This window comes from Leptospira barantonii (genome assembly GCF_002811925.1).
Classification (GTDB): Bacteria; Spirochaetota; Leptospiria; order Leptospirales; family Leptospiraceae; genus Leptospira; species Leptospira barantonii.
Genome location: NZ_NPDS01000008.1, coordinates 186,874 through 204,844, shown reverse-complemented (window position 1 = coordinate 204,844; position 17,971 = coordinate 186,874). Strand labels below are relative to the sequence as shown.

Below are 17,971 nucleotides of genomic sequence, written 5' to 3'. Positions count from 1 at the left end.
TTATCCTTTCTTTGAGTATTTCACGGTAGCACCGATAAATCCAGCGAATAAAGGATGCGGCGCCGTAGGTTTGGATTGAAATTCGGGGTGGAATTGAACTCCGATAAACCAGTTGTGTTTCGGAATTTCCACGATCTCCACTAGGTTGTCGTCGGGCGATGTTCCCGCGATCACCATTCCGTTTTCCTCATATTGTTTTTTGTAACGGTTCGTGAATTCGAATCTATGTCTGTGACGTTCGTGAATCAGTTCGGATTTGTATTCTTTAAAAGTAAGGGTGTCTTTTTTGATTTTACAAGGATAAGAACCGAGTCTCATCGTTCCGCCCATCTGTTCGATATCGTTTTGTTCTTCCAAAAGTGAAATCACCGGATGTTCGGTGTCCGGTCTGATCTCGGTGGAGTTTGCGTCTTTGAGACCGAGAACGTTTCTTCCGTATTCCACGACCGCACACTGCATTCCGAGACAGATTCCGAAAAAAGGAATTCCTTTGGTTCTTGCGTATTGGATCGCGAGAATTTTTCCTTCGATTCCTCGATCTCCAAAACCGCCCGGAACCAAAATGCCGTGTACGTTTTTTAAAGAATCGGCGACGTTGTCCTTGTCGAGGTTTTCAGGATCGATTTTTACGAATTCGACTTTCGCGTTATGCGCGATTCCACCGTGGGAGAGACTTTCGTAGATGGAACGATATGCGTCCTGTAAGGAAATGTATTTTCCGACAACGGCGACTTGAACGGTTTCTTTCGTGGTGAGAAGTCCTTTCACCATAGAATCCCATTCGTTGAAGTCGGAAGTGCGGAGTTCGATTCCCATCGTTTTGAGAACGACCTCGTCGAGTTTTTCTTCCTTATACATTTTAGGAATTTCGTATATAGATGTGGAGATGTCGCTTGCGGAGATTACGTTCTCTTCTTTTACGTTGCAAAAGAGGGAAAGTTTGTTTTTCATTTCCTTGGTCATCGGTTGGGAAACACGGCAAACGAGAATGTCGGGTTGGATTCCGAGTCCGAGTAACTCTTTAACGGAATGTTGAGTCGGTTTTGTTTTTGCTTCTCCTGCGGCTGTGATCGTAGGGACGAGTGTTAAGTGAACGAACAACACATTGGAACTTCCGTGTTCGTAACGCATCTGACGAATCGCTTCCAAAAAAGGAATCGATTCGATGTCGCCTACCGTTCCTCCGATTTCGACGATGATGAAGTCGGGGTTTTCTTCTCGGGCGACGATATACATCCGGTTTCGGATTTCGTTCGTGATATGAGGAACTACCTGAACGGTACGACCGAGGTAATCTCCCTTTCTTTCTCTTTGTATGACGGTATTATAAATCTGTCCGGTGGATACTGAATTCTTTCGTGTTAATTTGGAATGAGTAAAACGTTCGTAGTAACCGAGATCCAAATCGGTTTCGGCTCCGTCGGCGGTGACATATACTTCCCCGTGTTGGTAGGGACTCATAGTTCCCGGATCGATATTGATATAAGGATCCATTTTTTGGAGAGAAACCGTATATCCTCTGCTTTCCAACAAACAACCCAGAGCCGCGACCGTGACCCCTTTTCCAAGTGAGGAACTCACCCCTCCGGTTACAAAGATAAACTTAGTTCTCGACAACTTGCATTCCCGCCTTTCAGAACAGAGTTTTGAGTGTTTCCAGAAATTCAAACAGGAATTTCTAAGAATTCTGTCTCTAAAAAAATAGAAGGACTTCGTTTTAGAGTTTGAGGATTTTCTCGATGAGAAGCGAGGTGGATTTTCCGGGGACAAACGGCAAGATTTTGACTTCCCCGCCGAATTGACGAACGATCGGGGTTTCGGGGAGGTCGTCCACTTTGTAATCTCCCCCCTTTACGTGAACGGAAGGTTTTACGAGACGGATCAGATCGAGGGGCGTGTCCTGAGAAAAAATCGTGACCGCGTCCACAAATCTAAGATTAGAAAGTAGAATGGCCCGATCTTCCTCGGAAACGACTGGTCTTTGTTCTCCCTTGAGACGTTTTACGGAAGAATCTGCGTTGAGTCCCACCCAGAGAAAATCTCCGAGCTCTCTTGCTTGAGAAAGATAAGTAATGTGTCCTTTGTGAACCAAGTCGAAACAACCGTTGGTAAAAACGATTTTTTTGTTTTGCCGGATGGTGTCGGCGAAGTTTGCGGCCTGATCCCAGGGGACGATATGATTTTTTAAATCCATTCTTACTTTTGAAAACTCCCCATGGATTGAAGCGAGGCTTCGAGTTCGTCGGGTGTTACGGTTTCAGCTCCGAGTTTGGCAACGACTACCCCCGCGGCGGCGTTTGATACGACGCTTGCGTCTAGTTCGCTGAGCCCCGCCGCGTGATAAGCGGTGTAGGTGCTGATGACAGTATCTCCCGCTCCGGTTACGTCGAAGACCTCTCTTGCAACCGTCGGGATATGAAAAATTTCTTTTTTAGAAGAAAGATAAAGACTCATTCCTTTTTCTCCTCTTGTGATCATCAGAGAGGGACAGGAAAGTTTTTCCGAAATTTCTTCGGCGGCTTTTAATATCTCGGAATCGTTCTCAAGTTTTTTACCGATCGCCTTTCCCGCTTCGTGGTGGTTCGGGGTGAGAATGCTCACACCTTGGTAAAGAAAAAAATGACTTACTTGAGGATCTACCGTTACGATCTTTTTTTTATCCACACAAATCTTGGAAACTTCGCTGATGATTCTCGGTGTTAAAGTTCCCTTGTCGTAGTCGGAAAGAATCACCGCGTCTGCGGAATCGATTCTTTCCAAAAACGCTTTGAGAAGTTCGTCTTCCTCTTTTTGTGTGATCGGTTTTAATTCTTCCTTATCGATCCTACAAACTTGTTGATGTCCCGCGATCACTCTTGTTTTTAAAATGGTCGGTACGTCTTCGGATTGAATTAGAAAATTCTGATTTTGATCCGTCTTTTCGTTCGAGAGAAGTTCCGAAAGACTTTTTGCCTTTTCGTCTTTTCCGGCTCTTCCTAATACGATGGAAGTCACACCTAAGCTCGATAAATTTTTGACAACATTCCCCGCCCCGCCTAAGGTTATTTTTTCCTTTCGAACCCAGACAACCGGAACGGGAGCTTCGGGTGAAATTCGATTCACTTCTCCGATCAGATATTCATCCAGTATGAAATCTCCGATTACGATGATTTTTAAATTTTTAAGATTCGCCGTGGAAGTTTGAAAGCGGTTTCGATCGAGATAATACAAATTCTACTAGTCCTTGGGATTTTGATTTACGGTTTCTCTCTAAGCAGTTATAGTATCCTTCCCGTGTCAACCACTACTGTCCCCATCTTTCCGTTGCCGGAAATCATTCTATTCCCTGGGACATACCTACCGCTTCATATCTTTGAGCCGCGTTATAGATTGATGCTCGATTATTGTATGGAATCCGGAGAAGAATTGGCCGTTGCGCCCATTCTTCCCGCCAAGTCGAGAACTCCTTCCAAACATCCCGAAATCGAAACGGTTTTCGGCTGGGGAAAAATCATTCGAAGAGATCCTCTGCCCGATGGTCGATCGAATATTCTTTTGGAGGGAAAGGGAATCGCCAAACTGATCGACTACGAAACCGTGGAACCCTTCCGAGTTGCGCGCATCGAAAAGATAGAGCCCGATTTCGAATATCTCAGAGATGAGGATTTTAAAAAAACATTTGAAAGACTTCTCTTTCTTACAAAACGAATTCTTCTTTCGGAAGGCGCCGGAGAAGATTTGATTCTTCGAATGAATGAACTCATGACACATCCTTTTCCGATCGATTTTATAGCTTCGATTCTCAATTTTGAATTTTCCAAAAAGCAGGAGATTCTTGTGGATCCGAATCCTTTGGAGAAAACGAAAATTCTTATGGAGATTGTGGAAGAATTGAATCTGAAAGAATGAGTCTTCTTCGGTTTTCGTTTTTGTCGTTTTTCCTTGTTTGATTGTTTGCAGTTGGATTACGTCGGTTGGCGGTCGGTAGATTCTTTTTTTGGGTTTCTGTTTTCTGTCCGCGAGAGCGCTTTCGGTAACTGTACTTTGTATGGGCGTTTTATTACTGAATTCCGATCAAGAAATCCGTTCGATTCTTCAAGAAAGAAAAACGGAGGTTGTTACTTTTTTAGTTCCCGAAGCAACATTGCTCGCGTTGAACGAAAAGGCGCGAAAAAATATCGGTAAACAGATTCCGATTCTTTTGACTTATTATTCCAAGTATCTTTCCACGACAAACCGTTTGGGGAAGAATGCTCGTAAAACAACTTATCAACCTAGTCCGGGTAAAGAAAAAATGAAGCGAATCAATGTGCGTTTGAGCACTGGAAGTTGGGCTTTACTCAGCGCCCTTGCTCAGGTTCACGGGGTTTCTCGGTGTTATCTATTTAATTATTTACTTTGGTTGGAAAACGTTGGGGTTGGGAATTCTATCGTGAGAACTATGAATGAAGGAGGTCCTACATTTCACAGTAATTACAAATACATCCTCCACCTCGATCTACTCAAAAACGAAATAACGCGCAGATTAGAATGCAACCCACAAGATACTTTTTACGTAGTAAATTACGAAAGCCTCTACAGTTCCTAAAGAATCCCAAAACTTATACCCAAAGCTTGAAGCTACGATAAAAAGCCAAAAGCGCTAAACAACGCTTACTCATCGGAAAAACAATCGAAAGGATCGACCATTCGATCGATATCTTCCGACGAGGCAATGGCGAGACAAGCCGAAGCAGGCACTATCCAATTAAGATTGAACTTTCTTAAACACCCGACGAGACGTCACATACCGATCAATCCACCATTTCATGGAAATCTTATCGATCACAACGCCTCTCGTCGAGGAAGCATGCGCGAATTCCTTGTCACTGATGACAAGTCCTACGTGCGTAATCTTACTTTGATTCGGTGAAGCGGAAAAAAAGATCAAATCCCCCGCACGTAAATTTTCATGGGACACCTTACTCCCCGAATTCGCCTGTTCTCTACCCAATCGAGGAACGATTTTTGTGGGAACTCCTACCCTCTTATCGGTCAACGAATTAAACGTGAACCCGGAACAATCCACACCTTTCTTCGAGGTCCCACCCCAATAATAAGGAGTTCCAAGCCATTCTTTCACGACGGAAAGTAAATAAGAAGAATGTAATGTTTCCCAATCTTCCTTGGCGGCGGGAACGGGAGCGTCCGGCTCTACTTCGGGAACCAAAGGCAGATCGGGAATATTCTCCTCAAACCCGAACTTAGGCCGATCCCCGATCACAATTTCACCGGCGGAATCCAAACCGCTATCTAAACTTCTCGCGGTCGCGATCGAACTCGTCCAAGAATCCAAGGATTTACTTTTGGTTCCGTCGTGCAAAGATTTGAGCTGGGACAAAAGATCGGAGGCAAGCGTATAACGATCATTAGACGGATTAAAAAAAATCGCCTGCCGAAAGGAAGAATCCGTTTTTTCAAACGGAGAATTCGCCCCCTTGCTCGGAAGAAGGCTGAGAATTCTCGAAGCAAGTCGATTCTCAGGAATCCCCGCGTATTTACCCGCGATCAAAGCGCGACCACCGGCCAAAATTGAAAAACCGTCCCAACGGGACTTCAAAGCGGTGGATAAAAACACATTTCGGATCTCTTCCCGAATTCCCGCCTTGTCTGTTTCCTTAACGAAAAGAGAAACCAAAACGAAATCCTTATCGCTCAGTTTTTGTTTGGAAAGAATCGGGATCGCGTCCTCAGCCTCGGTAAAACGCATACCCGAAAGAGAAACATAGTATTGATTCACGATCAGATCCGCGATCGTATCCGGGGCAAGGCCTTCCATGATCGCCCAGGGAATCGTATTCTTCGTGATTTCGATTACTTTCGGATCTTTCGATTTACCGCCTAACTTTTGAAAGACGGAATTTCGAATCAAAAGGGTTTGACCGGTTTCAAAATCCTCTTTGAGCAGGTCGGAAAACGGGTCCGCAAAAACGGAAACTGGAATCCAAAGAACGGCGAAAAGAATCGTCAGAATTCGAAACATCATCATCTCCTAATATATCAATTTTAGAATATAGTAAAACGAGAATTCTCGCGTTGTGTTGTCATTGATCCCCACCGTGCATCCAAATTTGGAACTTCTTTCTTGCCAAATAAAGAATCAAACCTCCCGAAAAAGCGAGACAGGTAAACATTCCGAAGAACGTCGGAAAACTGTCCGTTCTCATAAGACCTGCCAATTCTCCCGCGAGAATATTCCCGAAAAAACTGGAAAGAAACCAAACGCCCATCATAAACCCGCCGAGATGGCTCGGAGCCAACTTCGTAACGAGCGCCAATCCGCCTGGAGAAGTAAACAACTCACCGACGGTAATACAAAGAACCATTAGAAAAAGCCAGATCGCAGAAATCTTATGACCGATTCGAAAGTCAAGGGTGACTAACGTCAAAATCAGAAATCCAAAACCCAAAATAAAAAAACCGTACGCGAACCTGGTCGAAGTATCCGGTTTCCAATTCTTTTTAGCAAGTACGGTCCAGAAAGAAGCGATTACAGGCGCTAAGATCAAAATCAAAAGAGGATTCAAAGACTGGAAAAAAGGAGTGGGAATATCGTAGCCGAACCAATTTCGATCCACGTGACGATCGATAAAAAGATTCATAGAAGAGCCGATTTGTTCGAATACCGCCCAGAAAATGATCGCAAAGGCGGTAAAAATCAGAATCACCGTGAGTCTTTGTTTTTCTTCCCGAGTTAAAGGAGAATGCCTGCGTCCTTCCTCGATATGATTCTTTTTGCCGGGTTCGAAAACCCGATCCGAAAATCTTTTTTGTCCGAAGAGAAAAATCAAAATTCCGAATAACACACCGAAGGCGGCCACTCCGAATCCGTAACCCCAACCGAAGGATTTGCTGAAATATCCGCAGAAAAGAGGCCCTAAGAAACCGCCGAGATTGATTCCCATATAAAAGATCGTAAACCCGGAATCTTTCATGTGGGTTTTGTTTTCTTCTTCGTAGATTCTACCCACAACCGTGGAGATGTTCGGTTTAAAAAAACCGACCCCGACGATGAGCAAGGCCAAACCGAAAAGAAAGAACGGCTTCGTTTCAAAGGCAAGACACAGATGGCCGAACATCATCAACGTCGTTCCCAAAAAGATGGATTTTCTAAAACCCAAATAACGGTCCGCGAGATAACCGCCGATCAAAGGAGTTAAATAAACGAGACCCGTATAAATTCCGTAAACTCGGTTCGCTTCCGGATCCGAATAATGAAAAACCTTCGTAAGAAATAAGACGAGCAAGGCGCGCATTCCGTAGAAGCTGAATCGCTCCCAGGTTTCCGTAAGAAATAAAACCGGAAGAGCTTTCGGATGAGAATTTACGCTTTTGCTCTGGAGGTCCATAAGGGTTCCTGAATATTCTCTTCAAGATTCGCATAACGCGCCGCTACGAAAAAATAATCCGAAAGACGGTTTATAAAAACCATCGGAGGAGAAAGTATCTCAAGACCTTCTTCCTTAAATCGCACCATTTCCCGTTCCAGTCTTCTCGCGACGGTTCTGGAAATGTGCAAAAACGAAGATGCCTTGGTTCCCCCGGGAAGAATGAATTTCTTCAGAGGTTGTAACTTTTCCTGCATCGTATCGATTTGCTGTTCCAAAAAGGAAATGTCCTCTTCTAAGATACAGGATTCTTCCTTGGGTCTAAAACCTGCGAGTTCCGAACCCAATTCAAAAAGCAGATTTTGAATCGTTTCTAAGGGAGAATGGAGATCCGAATTTTCAGGTAAAAAAGATTTAACGATTCCGATCGTGGAATTGAGTTCGTCTGCGGTTCCGTACAGCTCCACTCTTCGATCGGATTTGGGGACCTTGGCTCCGGTCGCCAGAGAGGTCTGACCGAAATCCCCTTTTTTAGTATAGATTTTCATGATTCTTCCGTAGGCTCGATTTTCCAAAACGGAAAAAGGAGACAAAATACGATCAAAACAATGGGAACGTCGGATGGAAAGAAAAGGACTTTTTTTATAAACTGAAGGAAAAGAGTTGCTTTCAGAAATACTTTTAGTTAATATTTTGACAAAAGTATCCTAAACTAAGGTTCGGCTCCCTCCGCACAATACTTTAGGAAAAAAATATAAAAACTTTCACCTCCGTCCCAAAACAGAGTGGAAGTTCGCAGTGGAAAACAAAGGCGGTTTACCGCCCAAACATCGGCCCGGACGGATCCGGGCAACATTGACAGGGAGGTTGTGAATATGATCATCAATCACAACATTAGTGCGCTCAGGACGAACAACGTACTGAAGAGCGTAAACAAAGAATTGGATAAAACCATGGAGAAACTCTCCACCGGTTTGCGGATCAATCGCGCCGGGGACGATGCTCTCGGTTTTGCCATGTCCGAGAAAATGCGGACTCAGATCCGCGGTCTGGCTCAAGCAGAGCGTAACGTGATGGATGGGGTTTCCTTCATTCAGGTTACGGAAGGAACTCTGGAACAGGTCAACAACATCCTCCAAAGACTGAGAGAACTTTCGATTCAAACTTCGAACGGAATTTATTCCAACGAAGATCGTAAGCTCGTTCAACTCGAAGTGGATCAATTGATCGAGGAAGTGGATCGAATCGGTAAGTCCGCCGAGTTCAATCATATCAAACCTCTTTCGGGAGATCATTCGAAACAATCCAATAAACCGATTCAGTTGCAGGTCGGACCGAATCAAAACGAAAAGCTCGATATTTTTATCGATTCCATGAACGCGACCGGACTTCAATTGGTTGCCAACGGTAAAAAACAAGTCCTCTCCTCTCCGGCCAGTGCGAATGCGATGATCGGTATTTTAGACACTGCGATTACCAAAGTGAATCAACAAAGAGCCGATCTCGGAGCTTACTACAACCGTTTGGAAATCACTTCCCAAGGATTGCAGTCAAGTTATGTGAACATGGTCGCCGCAGAAAGCCGCGTGAGGGACGCGGATATGGCGGAACAGATCGTGGATTATACGAGAAATCAAATTCTCACCAAAAGCGGATCCGCTATGCTCGCTCAAGCGAACATGAGACCCGATCAAGTGGTGAAATTGTTAAGCGACAGATTCGGTTGATCGTTTCGACTCGTTGAATTTTTCCATTGGGGAGAATGGAGAATCGACACGGTAACGAACCTTAAAAATTTTTCCGAAAACCCAAAGGCCGCTCGTTTCGCAACGAGACGGCCTTTTTTATTTTTCCGCACAAAGGCCTAGGCAAGTCTATTTTGCTTTTTGAATATTCAAACTTGAAAATATTCTATCGAACCGAATTCTTCCCTGTTTCCAAAGTAGATAAACCGGAGGATAGACCAATAACTCCAAAATAAAACTCGTTGCAAGACCACCGACCATCGGCGCGGCGATTCGTTTCATCACGTCGGAACCGGTACTGTTCGACCAAAGAATCGGTAAAAGCCCCATCATCGCCGCGAGAACCGTCATGATCTTGGGACGAACTCTGTGAACCGCTCCGTGAAAGACCGCGTCGATCCATTCTTCCTCGGTTTTGAGTTTTCCATTTTTGCGAGCGTCTTCGTAGGAAAGATCCAAATACAAAAGCATAAAAACTCCAGTCTCCGCGTCGAGTCCCATGAGCGCGATCATTCCCACCCAAACCGCGACGGAAACGTGATAGTCGAGAATATACAAAAGACCCACCGCTCCCACCAAGGAAAACGGAACCGCGAGCAATACGATCCAAGTTTTTGCATAGGATCTCGTGTTTGCGTATAACAGCAAAAAGATGACGAGCAACGTGATCGGAAGGACATACTTCATTCTTTCCCGGACTCGAATCATGTTTTCGTATTGGCCGCTCCATTCGATCGTGTAACCGCTCGGTGTTTTGATTTTTTGTTCAATCAATTTTTTGGCTTCGTCGACGTAACCTCCTATGTCGCTCGTGGACGGATCGACGTAAACGTAACCGGCCAGAAATCCGTTTTCATCTCGGATCATGGAAGGGCCCGTTTTTAAACGGACATCCGCGATTTCGGAAAGTGGAATGTGTCCGAACGTTTGCGTAGGAACCAAAATCGCACGGATCTTATCGGCGGAATCCCTGAGTTCTCTCGGATATCGAAGGTTTACGGAGAATCTTTCCCGTCCTTCTACGGTTTGTGTGATCGATTCTCCTCCGATCGCGGAAACTACGATTTGTTGAGCGCTATCCACGGATATATTATATCTTGCTAAATTAAATCTTTTGAATTCGATATCGAGATAGTATCCGCCGGCGGTTCGCTCCGCGAACGCGCTTCTCGTTTCGGGGATCGTTTTTAAAACCGTTTCGATTTGAATTCCGATTTTTTCGATTTCATCCAAGGAAGATCCGAGAATTTTGATTCCCACCGGGGTTCTCATTCCGGTGCTCAGCATATCGATTCTCGCTTTGATCGGCATGGTCCAAGCGTTTGTAACGCCGGGATATTCCATCTCCGCATTTAGAATTCGGATCAATTCTTCCTTCGTGATTCTTTCCGATAAAAAAGGATAAAAAGGAATCTGAAAAATTTTGGGCCATCCCGAATAGAATCGATTCGCCTTTCTCCATTCTTCCTTAGGATGTAAAAGTAAAACCGTTTCCATCATGGAGAACGGAGCCGAGTCGGTCGCGGTTTCGGATCTTCCCGATTTTCCAAAAACTCTTTTTACTTCCGGAACCGATCTGAGTTTTTTATCCATCGCGATCATGAGTTTTTCCGCTTCAGCCACTCCGATTCCGGGTAACGTGGTCGGCATGTAAAGAATCGTTTCCTCGTCCAGAGGAGGCATGAACTCCGATCCTAAACTCCAATACATCGGTATCGTAAGGATTACGAGGATCAACGCGGAAAAAATCGTTCGTTTCGGATTGTGAAGAACCCAACGACAAGCGGGTCCGTATAACTTAAAAAGAATCTTACTGACCGGATGTTTTTCTTCGGGGTAATATTTTCCCACAAAAACAGCGGTTGCGATTTTGGAAAGAATCGAACTTTTGAATCGGAAAGGATCCATTCTCGTGAACAACATTCTAAACGCTGGATCCAATGTGATCGCAAGAACTGCGGCAACCGCCATTGCAATGTTTTTTGAATATGCCAAAGGTTTAAACAACCTTCCTTCCTGATCGACTAAAGCGAACACCGGAATGAAAGCGACCGCGATCACAAGTAACGAAAAAAACACCGAGGGGCCGACTTCCAAAAGGGCTTCCAAACGAACCTGGTGATAGTCGCCCTTCCTTCCCGAGGTCTCCCATTCTTCTAATTTTTTATACGCGTTTTCCACTTCCACAATCGCGCCGTCCACAAGAACCCCGATGGAGATCGCCATTCCGGAGAGAGACATGAGGTTCGCGTTGATATCCAAAAGAAACATGGGAATGAACGTAAGAAGCAAACTGATCGGGATCGTCAGAATCGGAATGATCGCAGATGGAAAATGCCAAAGAAACAAAAGAATCACCGCGGAAACAATGATCATTTCTTCGATCAGTTTCCATTGAAGGGTTGAAATCGCGTTGGCAATCAACTCGGATCGATCATACACCGTGATCAGTTGGGTTCCGTCGGGGAGATTTTTTTGAAGTTGGGAAAGTTTTGTTTTTAGACGATCGATGACATTTAACGCGTTTTCCCCATGTCGCATAACAATCGTGCCGCCGACCACGTCCCCGTCCCCGTTTAAATCCGCGATTCCTCTCCGTAAATCGGGACCGAACTGTACGTTCGCGACGTTTTTTAAAAGAATCGGAGTTCCGTTTAAGTCGGTTCCCAAGGAGATATTTTCTATGTCAGTCAGCGAAGAAAGATAACCGCGCCCTCGGACCATATACTCCGCTCCCGAAATTTCCAAAAGCCTTCCACCCGTTTCCTGGTTGCTTGCTCGGATTCTTTGGACGAGGGTTTCAAAGTCTATATTATAAGATCTTAAAGCGTTTGGTTGGATCGTAATTTGATACTGTCTTTTGAATCCCCCGATCGAAGCGACTTCGGAAACCCCGGGTACCGCGTTTAAGGAATATCTGAGTTTAAAATCCTGATAGGTTCGCAAATCGGCGAGATTCGAATTTCCGCTCGTGTCCGATAAAACGTATTGATATACCCAACCCACGGAACTCGCGTCCGGACCGAGTTCGGTTTTGACGCCTGCGGGAAGATTGGATTGAATTCTGGAAAGATATTCCAAAACTCGGGATCTCGCCCAATAGATATCCGTCCCGTCCTGAAAGATCACATACACATACGAAAATCCAAAATCGGAAAAACCCCGAACCGCTTTGATCTTCGGAGCTCCGAGCAAGGAAGTGATGATCGGATACGTTACCTGATCCTCCAAGATATCCGGGCTTCGATCCCATCTGGAATATACGATCACCTGCGTATCCGAAAGATCCGGGATCGCGTCCAATGGAATGTTGCGAAGCGATACGATCGACACAACGACCGCGAAAAACGTCAGAAGAATGATTAAAAATTTATTATATACGGAAAAACGAATGATATTCTGAATCATGAATGTCGACCTCAGTGTTTATGATCTTCGGCGGAGGAACCGAAACGTATTTTGGCTTCCGAGTCGAGTAAAAAGGCCGATTCGACGACCACTTTCTTTCCCTCTTGCAATCCTTCTTTGATTTCGATCCAAGAACCCGCGCTCGCACCCGTCTTAACCGGAACTCCTATGAAATTGTCCGGTCCCGTTTGCACATACACTGTCTTGTGCATACCCGTATCGAGAACCGCCGAGGATGGAACGCTTAGAACTTTTTTCAAAGGAAGATCGATTTCCAGATCTCCGAACATCTGTGGTTTTAAAATTTGATTTTTGTCGTAGACCTCGCTTCTGAGTCGGAGGGTTCGATTGTTCTTATCCAGAATCGTATCGATGCTCGCGATTCTCCCGTAAAAGATCGCATCCGAATACACGTTGGTTCGGAACGAAATTTTTAAACCGACACGAACTACGGCGAGATCGGATTCGTAAATTTGAGAATAGATATGAGCCCTTCCCGACTTACCGCCTAAGATCAATTCGGAAGGATCTCTTTTTCCCGAGGACCAAAGTCGGATTTGTTCCGTGGAAAGGCCGAGTTGTCTAAGACGAATCTGCGGATTTTGACCCGCAAACGAGGACGAATCGGATAACAATTCTCGAGCGCGCAAAAGTTCCTTATACTCCGTAAGCGCCGTATACAATTCGGGATCGTATGCAACCGTAGAATATGCGGAAATTCTTTTATTCAAATCCCTTCTTTGAACCGTTTCCGTCCGGATTCCGATCGATTGTTGTTTTTCGAGAGAAAGTTGAATCTCCTGAGAATTCTTCGTTTTGAATGTCGGCTCCGATTTTCCATTTACAGGTCCACCGGAAGAACTTTGCGAAGAATCCGGCGTTGTATGTTCTTCGTGATTCTCGTGCGTTTTTGGAACGAGATCCATATTACAAATCGGGCATGTTCCCGGACGATCGGACGTATACGTAGGATGCATCGGGCAGTAATAAATTTGTTTGGTTTTTTTACAAAGAGCCAAAACGGAAAGGAGAGCGACTAACGCGGTTAAGAATAGAATTTTCCGTTTCATAAGGATTCTCCCGAATTCATTTCGGATGAGATGGACGAGTTTGCGGATTCTGAAGTCTTCGAAATCTTACGAACTTCGTGATCGTGTTCGAGATGAGGACCGGTTTCTTTTTCCGGATACAGAAGACTGAGCAATCTGAGAATGTTGAGAATGGATTCGTTCTTTCTTTCGTAGAGGTCTTCTTTGCGAATCTTCGCGTTGACCACTTCGACTTGTGCAATCAGAACGTCCTGCAATTTGGCTTTGCCCGGAAGATACAAATTGGAATTGGCTCGAACCGCTTTTTCCAATTCGGGGATCAATTGTTTTTGAAGAATCTCGAGTTGTTTGTCGAAACCTTGGATCAGTTCCAAGTTTCTTTGCAGTTCGGAAACAATTTGTTTTCTCGCTTTCTCGGCGGATTCTTTTCCTGCGTCCGCTTGTTTTTCATACTGCCCCGTGATGCTTCCCCATTTTAAGGCGGACCAAAACGGAACCTTCATGGTTACGCCGAAACTGAAAAGATCCCCTCTGTATTCGGTCGTGTCCATCAAACGATAATCCAAGGGACCTCGGTCGAGCGCGAAGGTTTGAGATCTTCGTTTCATATACGAAACGAAAACTTCGGTTTGAGGAAGAAGCGAAAGTTTACTTAAACGAGCGGATTCCTTCAGACGTTTTTCCTCGGTTAGAAACGCCCTATAGTCCGGATTGTCCGTCGCGGAATTTTCGATCGAGTTTTGAATCGAAAGAATTTTAGATTCGTTTTCCTTAAAGTAAGAATCCAAATCCAAAGAAGAAAGATCGTTTTTAGAAAGTCGATCGGGGATTTGAAAGTAATTCAACTGGGAAGAAATATCTTTGAGATTCGTGGTATATTCGGTTTCTCTTTCTATGGATTCCGTTTTTGCGATTGCGGGTTTAAACGCCTCCGCCAAGGAAATATTTCCCGAAGAATAATACCCCATTGCTACGTTTTTCTGAGCGGAAAGAAGATCGATCGTACTCCGATTCAGTTCCATCTTATTTTTCAATCTTTGATAACGATTGAGTTTGGATAAAAAATCCCAGAGAATTCGGTTGATTCCGGAAACATACGTTAGGCTCGCTTCTCGTTCCATAAATTTGGAAATTTTTTGTTCGGAACCGAGTTTACCCGGAAACGGAAGTTCTTGTGAAACCGAAAACTCAACTCCGGTCATCGTAGGAGTATCGAGTTGTCTGTCGTTTAACGCGTATCCGTTGCGGGCCGGATAGTTTCTGTAGGCGACTCCGATTTTAGGATCGGGAAGAATTCCGGAAGCCTCCGTATGCGATTTATGCGAATGTGTAAGATGTCCGAGCGACTTCGCTTCCGGATGTTCCTCCGCGATGAGGCTCAAAACCTCTTCCACACGTTTGCCGTTCGAAGACGACTGAGGCAACCGCGAAGGATCGGCGAACACGGACAAATTACCGACTGAAAGATAAAAATAGAATATTATAAAAATAGAATGAATGGGTAGAGAACCCATGGTCCCTCCTTAAATTTAAAAAGAAAAAGGAAGGATTGGGTTTAGATTAGAAAAACTTGAAGGATAGAAAGAGAATCTTTGGAATCCGGGCGGTAAAAGCTGAAATCTGCATTGAAAAAGGAAATTTGTGCGATCGGTTCTAAAACGAACTCAATCGGAAGTGAAAATAGAACCGCAAAAACCTGAAACTGAAACCAACTTTCCGATTCGATCCTGAACTCCGGTTGAGAAATTCCATCAGCGATTTCAGGGGAACAACATGGAGAAGAGGATTCGTTTGAAGATTCTCCATTCTCCCCATGGCAGGGAGAAGCCGAAGAATCCGCATCGAACGCGGAAGTTGTCATCGGACAAACACCCGTAACGTCGTTTAGGGAGGAACAGAATAGATTGAGTGCGATCGCAAAAATTACGACAACCCCATTCCCCTTTTTGATAAGCGACATCTCGGACATCTTGTCCATTGGACGAAAACGAAACGCACAATGGAAGAAAAAAAAGCCCGAAGATTCTCATGGAATACTCGGGCTTCAGAGTCGTACGGCGATTTATAACGGGAATTATAAATCCATTTTAGATATCGTCGTTTCCGGCTTTTGCTTAAGTCTTCCGGCTGAAATTTAAGGTCTTTCAGCCGGAAGAAACGGTGCTTTCAGTTTACTTGAGTAACTGGAGAACCGTTTGCGGTTTCATGTTGGCCTGAGCCAGCATCGCGGTCGCCGCCTGAGTCAGGATCTGGTAACGCGTAAAGCTGGTCATTTGCTCAGCCATGTCGGTATCACGGATTCTGGATTCCGCGGCTTGGATGTTCTCATAAGCGTTCATGAGACCCTTAGCGGCGTGTTCCAGACGGTTGTAATACGCACCCAAGTCCGCTCTCTGTTTAGAGATGGAACGGAGCGCATCGTCAGCCAATCCGATTACCGAGTTAGCCTTGCCGGCTGTAGAAAGAGAGATAAACGTTAAAACGGTCGGGTTTCTGAGACCCAATGCCGCCGTATTCATCGTTTCAATGTAAACTCTTTCTCTTTGGTGCATGTTTGCACCCATGTGAAACCACATACTCGCAGTCGGGTTCAAACGAGCGAAAGCTCCGGTAAGGAGTTTCATCTTGTTGAATTCCGCTTGGGAAGCGATACGGTCGATCTCGTCCACCAACTGAGAAACTTCCACTTGGATCTGTTGTCTGTCCTCTTCGGTATAAATACCGTTAGCGGCCTGAACTGCCAGAACCCGGATTCTCTGAACGATTTCATGAGTTTCCTGTAGATATCCTTCAGTTGTCTGAATCAGAGACATACCATCTTCAGTGTTCATTTCCGCTCTTCTGAGACCCAGAATCTGAGTTCTCATTTTTTCGGACACTGCAAGACCGGAAGCGTCATCACCTGCGCGGTTGATTCTCATCCCGGAGGACAATTTCTCGATGTCCTTTCCCATGTTTTCGCTATTGAACTTCAATGTTCTGTGCGCGAAAATGGCACTGATATTATGGTTGATAATCATTCGGTTCCTCCTTGAATCCGATTCCCTTAAAAAGGGGGTTATGATTTTTCAAAGGTCTTCCTTGACCTTTTCAAAGAATCCATCGACTGGTCCGTAAAATCCGATAATGAACTTTTTTGAATCCGGAAGAGATAAAATATTCTTCCCCGAAACGGATTCTATGTCCCCAATCCGATCTAAGAAGAAAGGGAGAATTTTTTTGATTCTTCGCTGAGCCGAGTTTCCTAAAATGGCAAGCGGACGGAGATATCATGTTAGAGAAGATCTATTTAGCCAACCCCAGAGGATTTTGCGCCGGCGTGAAGTATGCGATTTCTTACGTGGAACAGGTTCAGGCGAACGCGGCGGAACAGATTTACGTGCGTAAGGAGATCGTTCACAACCGCAGGGTCGTGGAAGACATGAAAAAACGAGGAATTCTTTTTATCAACGATCTGGACGAGGCTCCGGACGGCGCGACCGTGGTTTTCTCCGCGCACGGAGTGGCTCCTTCCGTAGTAGACGCCGCGAAAAAAAGAGGAATGAAAATCGGGGATGCAACCTGCCCGCTCGTAACTCGAGTTCACAGAAAGGCTCGCAGAATCAAGGACACTCATCAAATCATTTATATCGGTCACGAAGGACACGACGAGGCGATCGGAACCATGGGAGAAGCGGAGATGTTTCTCGTAGAATCCGCCGAAGACGTTCTCGCCCTCAAGGACAAGATCGATCCGGACAAACCTCTCACCTATTTGATGCAGACCACTCTTTCCGTCGCCGATACGAAAAGCGTCGTAGATCAGATTGCGAATACGTTTCCGTTCGTGGAACATCCCGCAAAGGACGATATTTGTTATGCGACCACCGAAAGACAGGAAGCCGTCTCTCTGATGATGGAAGAAATAGACGCGATGCTCGTGATCGGAGCGGACAACAGTTCCAATTCTCTCAGACTTCTACAACTCGCTCAAAAATCGAAACCGCATTCCTTTAAGGTAACCGGAGCGGACGATCTTTCCAAAGAATACATTCAAAATAATCAAATTAGAATATTAGGATTAACTGCTGGAGCCTCCACTCCTCAGGTTCTTGTGGACGAGATCATCTCCAAATTGAAAACGTTTTATCCGAACGCCGAAGTGGAATTGTTTCCCGGTTCGAGAGAGGATTCCATGAATTTTAAACTTCCAGGCAATCTGCTCAGTTAAACAATCGTTCAAAACGTTCCGATTAGGCGACATAGAAAATGCGTATACTTTTCCATATTCCTTAAGGAATGAGGGACTTTGGAAATTAATTTTTTACCGATTTTTAACGTTTTCTTTTTAAATTCTTTCAAAATCGAAATCGAACGAAGTTTTCCAAAAATCTAATTTAGAACTTTTTACTTTTCGAATATTGAATAAACCGTTTCTCAAATA

15 protein-coding genes and 1 pseudogene are annotated in these 17,971 nt (G+C 44.8%); 4 read left to right on the top strand and 12 right to left on the bottom strand.

The genetic code is table 11. The annotated features are described in order from the left end of the window. The 3 genes from CH367_RS17465 to rfaE1 all read right to left on the bottom strand — a co-directional run bounded on the left by CH367_RS17465 (nt 1) and on the right by rfaE1 (nt 3,210). The gene (locus CH367_RS17465) at nt 1-1,617 is read right to left on the bottom strand and encodes a CTP synthase (RefSeq protein WP_100763768.1); all 1,617 of its coding nucleotides are present in this window, start codon (nt 1,615-1,617) and stop codon (nt 1-3) included. Between the two features lie 100 nt (nt 1,618-1,717). Next, a complete protein-coding gene (gene rfaE2 / locus CH367_RS17460) occupies nt 1,718-2,194 on the bottom strand; it encodes a D-glycero-beta-D-manno-heptose 1-phosphate adenylyltransferase (RefSeq protein ID WP_100763767.1) in 477 nt (158 codons plus the stop codon). Nucleotides 2,195-2,196: 2 nt separating this feature from the next. Continuing rightward, entirely contained in the window at nt 2,197-3,210 is a 1,014-nt protein-coding gene (gene rfaE1, locus CH367_RS17455) for a D-glycero-beta-D-manno-heptose-7-phosphate kinase (protein WP_100763766.1), read from the bottom strand. A 54-nt stretch (nt 3,211-3,264) separates the two neighbouring features. Between rfaE1 and CH367_RS17450 the strand changes: the two genes are divergently transcribed. Further along, on the top strand, nt 3,265-3,888 hold the full coding sequence (locus CH367_RS17450) for an LON peptidase substrate-binding domain-containing protein (RefSeq protein WP_100763851.1): 624 nt from the start codon (nt 3,265-3,267) through the stop codon (nt 3,886-3,888). Nucleotides 3,889-4,027: 139 nt separating this feature from the next. After that, nucleotides 4,028-4,567 (top strand): DUF1564 domain-containing protein, encoded by a 540-nt coding sequence (locus CH367_RS17445; RefSeq protein WP_100763850.1) that lies wholly within the window; start codon nt 4,028-4,030, stop codon nt 4,565-4,567. A 159-nt stretch (nt 4,568-4,726) separates the two neighbouring features. Here CH367_RS17445 and CH367_RS17440 read toward each other — a convergent pair whose 3' ends face one another. The 4 genes and pseudogenes from CH367_RS17440 to CH367_RS20930 form a co-directional block, all read right to left on the bottom strand. Beyond that, the gene (locus CH367_RS17440) at nt 4,727-6,001 is read right to left on the bottom strand and encodes a C40 family peptidase (RefSeq protein WP_100763765.1); all 1,275 of its coding nucleotides are present in this window, start codon (nt 5,999-6,001) and stop codon (nt 4,727-4,729) included. A 61-nt stretch (nt 6,002-6,062) separates the two neighbouring features. Then, nucleotides 6,063-7,367 carry a peptide MFS transporter gene (locus tag CH367_RS17435; protein WP_100763764.1) on the bottom strand — a complete coding sequence of 435 codons (1,305 nt, stop codon included), beginning with the start codon at nt 7,365-7,367 and terminating at the stop codon, nt 6,063-6,065. Further along, entirely contained in the window at nt 7,343-7,894 is a 552-nt protein-coding gene (locus CH367_RS17430; protein WP_100763849.1) for a cob(I)yrinic acid a,c-diamide adenosyltransferase, read from the bottom strand. The genes CH367_RS17435 and CH367_RS17430 overlap by 25 nt, the downstream gene beginning before the upstream one ends. A gap of 32 nt (nt 7,895-7,926) precedes the next feature. Next, nucleotides 7,927-8,155 (bottom strand): annotated as a pseudogene (locus CH367_RS20930) (hypothetical protein); the annotation flags it as partial. A 66-nt stretch (nt 8,156-8,221) separates the two neighbouring features. On the opposite strand from CH367_RS20930, the gene CH367_RS17425 reads away from it, so the two are divergent. Next, complete coding sequence (locus CH367_RS17425; protein WP_100763763.1) at nt 8,222-9,073, top strand: flagellin N-terminal helical domain-containing protein; 852 nt, start codon at nt 8,222-8,224, stop codon at nt 9,071-9,073. Nucleotides 9,074-9,220: 147 nt separating this feature from the next. On the opposite strand, the gene CH367_RS17420 is transcribed toward CH367_RS17425, so the two are convergent. The 5 genes from CH367_RS17420 to CH367_RS17400 form a co-directional block, all read right to left on the bottom strand. Next, a complete protein-coding gene (locus CH367_RS17420) occupies nt 9,221-12,499 on the bottom strand; it encodes an efflux RND transporter permease subunit (protein WP_100763762.1) in 3,279 nt (1,092 codons plus the stop codon). 11 nt (nt 12,500-12,510) lie between these two features. Continuing rightward, on the bottom strand, nt 12,511-13,569 hold the full coding sequence (locus CH367_RS17415; RefSeq protein WP_100763761.1) for a heavy metal-binding domain-containing protein: 1,059 nt from the start codon (nt 13,567-13,569) through the stop codon (nt 12,511-12,513). Then, nucleotides 13,566-15,062: a TolC family protein gene (locus tag CH367_RS17410; protein WP_100763760.1), complete on the bottom strand. Its 1,497-nt coding sequence runs from the start codon at nt 15,060-15,062 to the stop codon at nt 13,566-13,568. The genes CH367_RS17415 and CH367_RS17410 overlap by 4 nt, the downstream gene beginning before the upstream one ends. Before the next feature lie 41 nt (nt 15,063-15,103). After that, entirely contained in the window at nt 15,104-15,508 is a 405-nt protein-coding gene (locus CH367_RS17405) for a hypothetical protein (protein WP_100763759.1), read from the bottom strand. Between the two features lie 211 nt (nt 15,509-15,719). Next, a complete protein-coding gene (locus CH367_RS17400; RefSeq protein WP_002176528.1) occupies nt 15,720-16,568 on the bottom strand; it encodes a flagellin N-terminal helical domain-containing protein in 849 nt (282 codons plus the stop codon). Between the two features lie 251 nt (nt 16,569-16,819). On the opposite strand from CH367_RS17400, the gene ispH reads away from it, so the two are divergent. Beyond that, the gene (gene ispH / locus CH367_RS17390) at nt 16,820-17,758 is read left to right on the top strand and encodes a 4-hydroxy-3-methylbut-2-enyl diphosphate reductase (RefSeq protein ID WP_100763757.1); all 939 of its coding nucleotides are present in this window, start codon (nt 16,820-16,822) and stop codon (nt 17,756-17,758) included. Nucleotides 17,759-17,971: the final 213 nt, after the last annotated feature.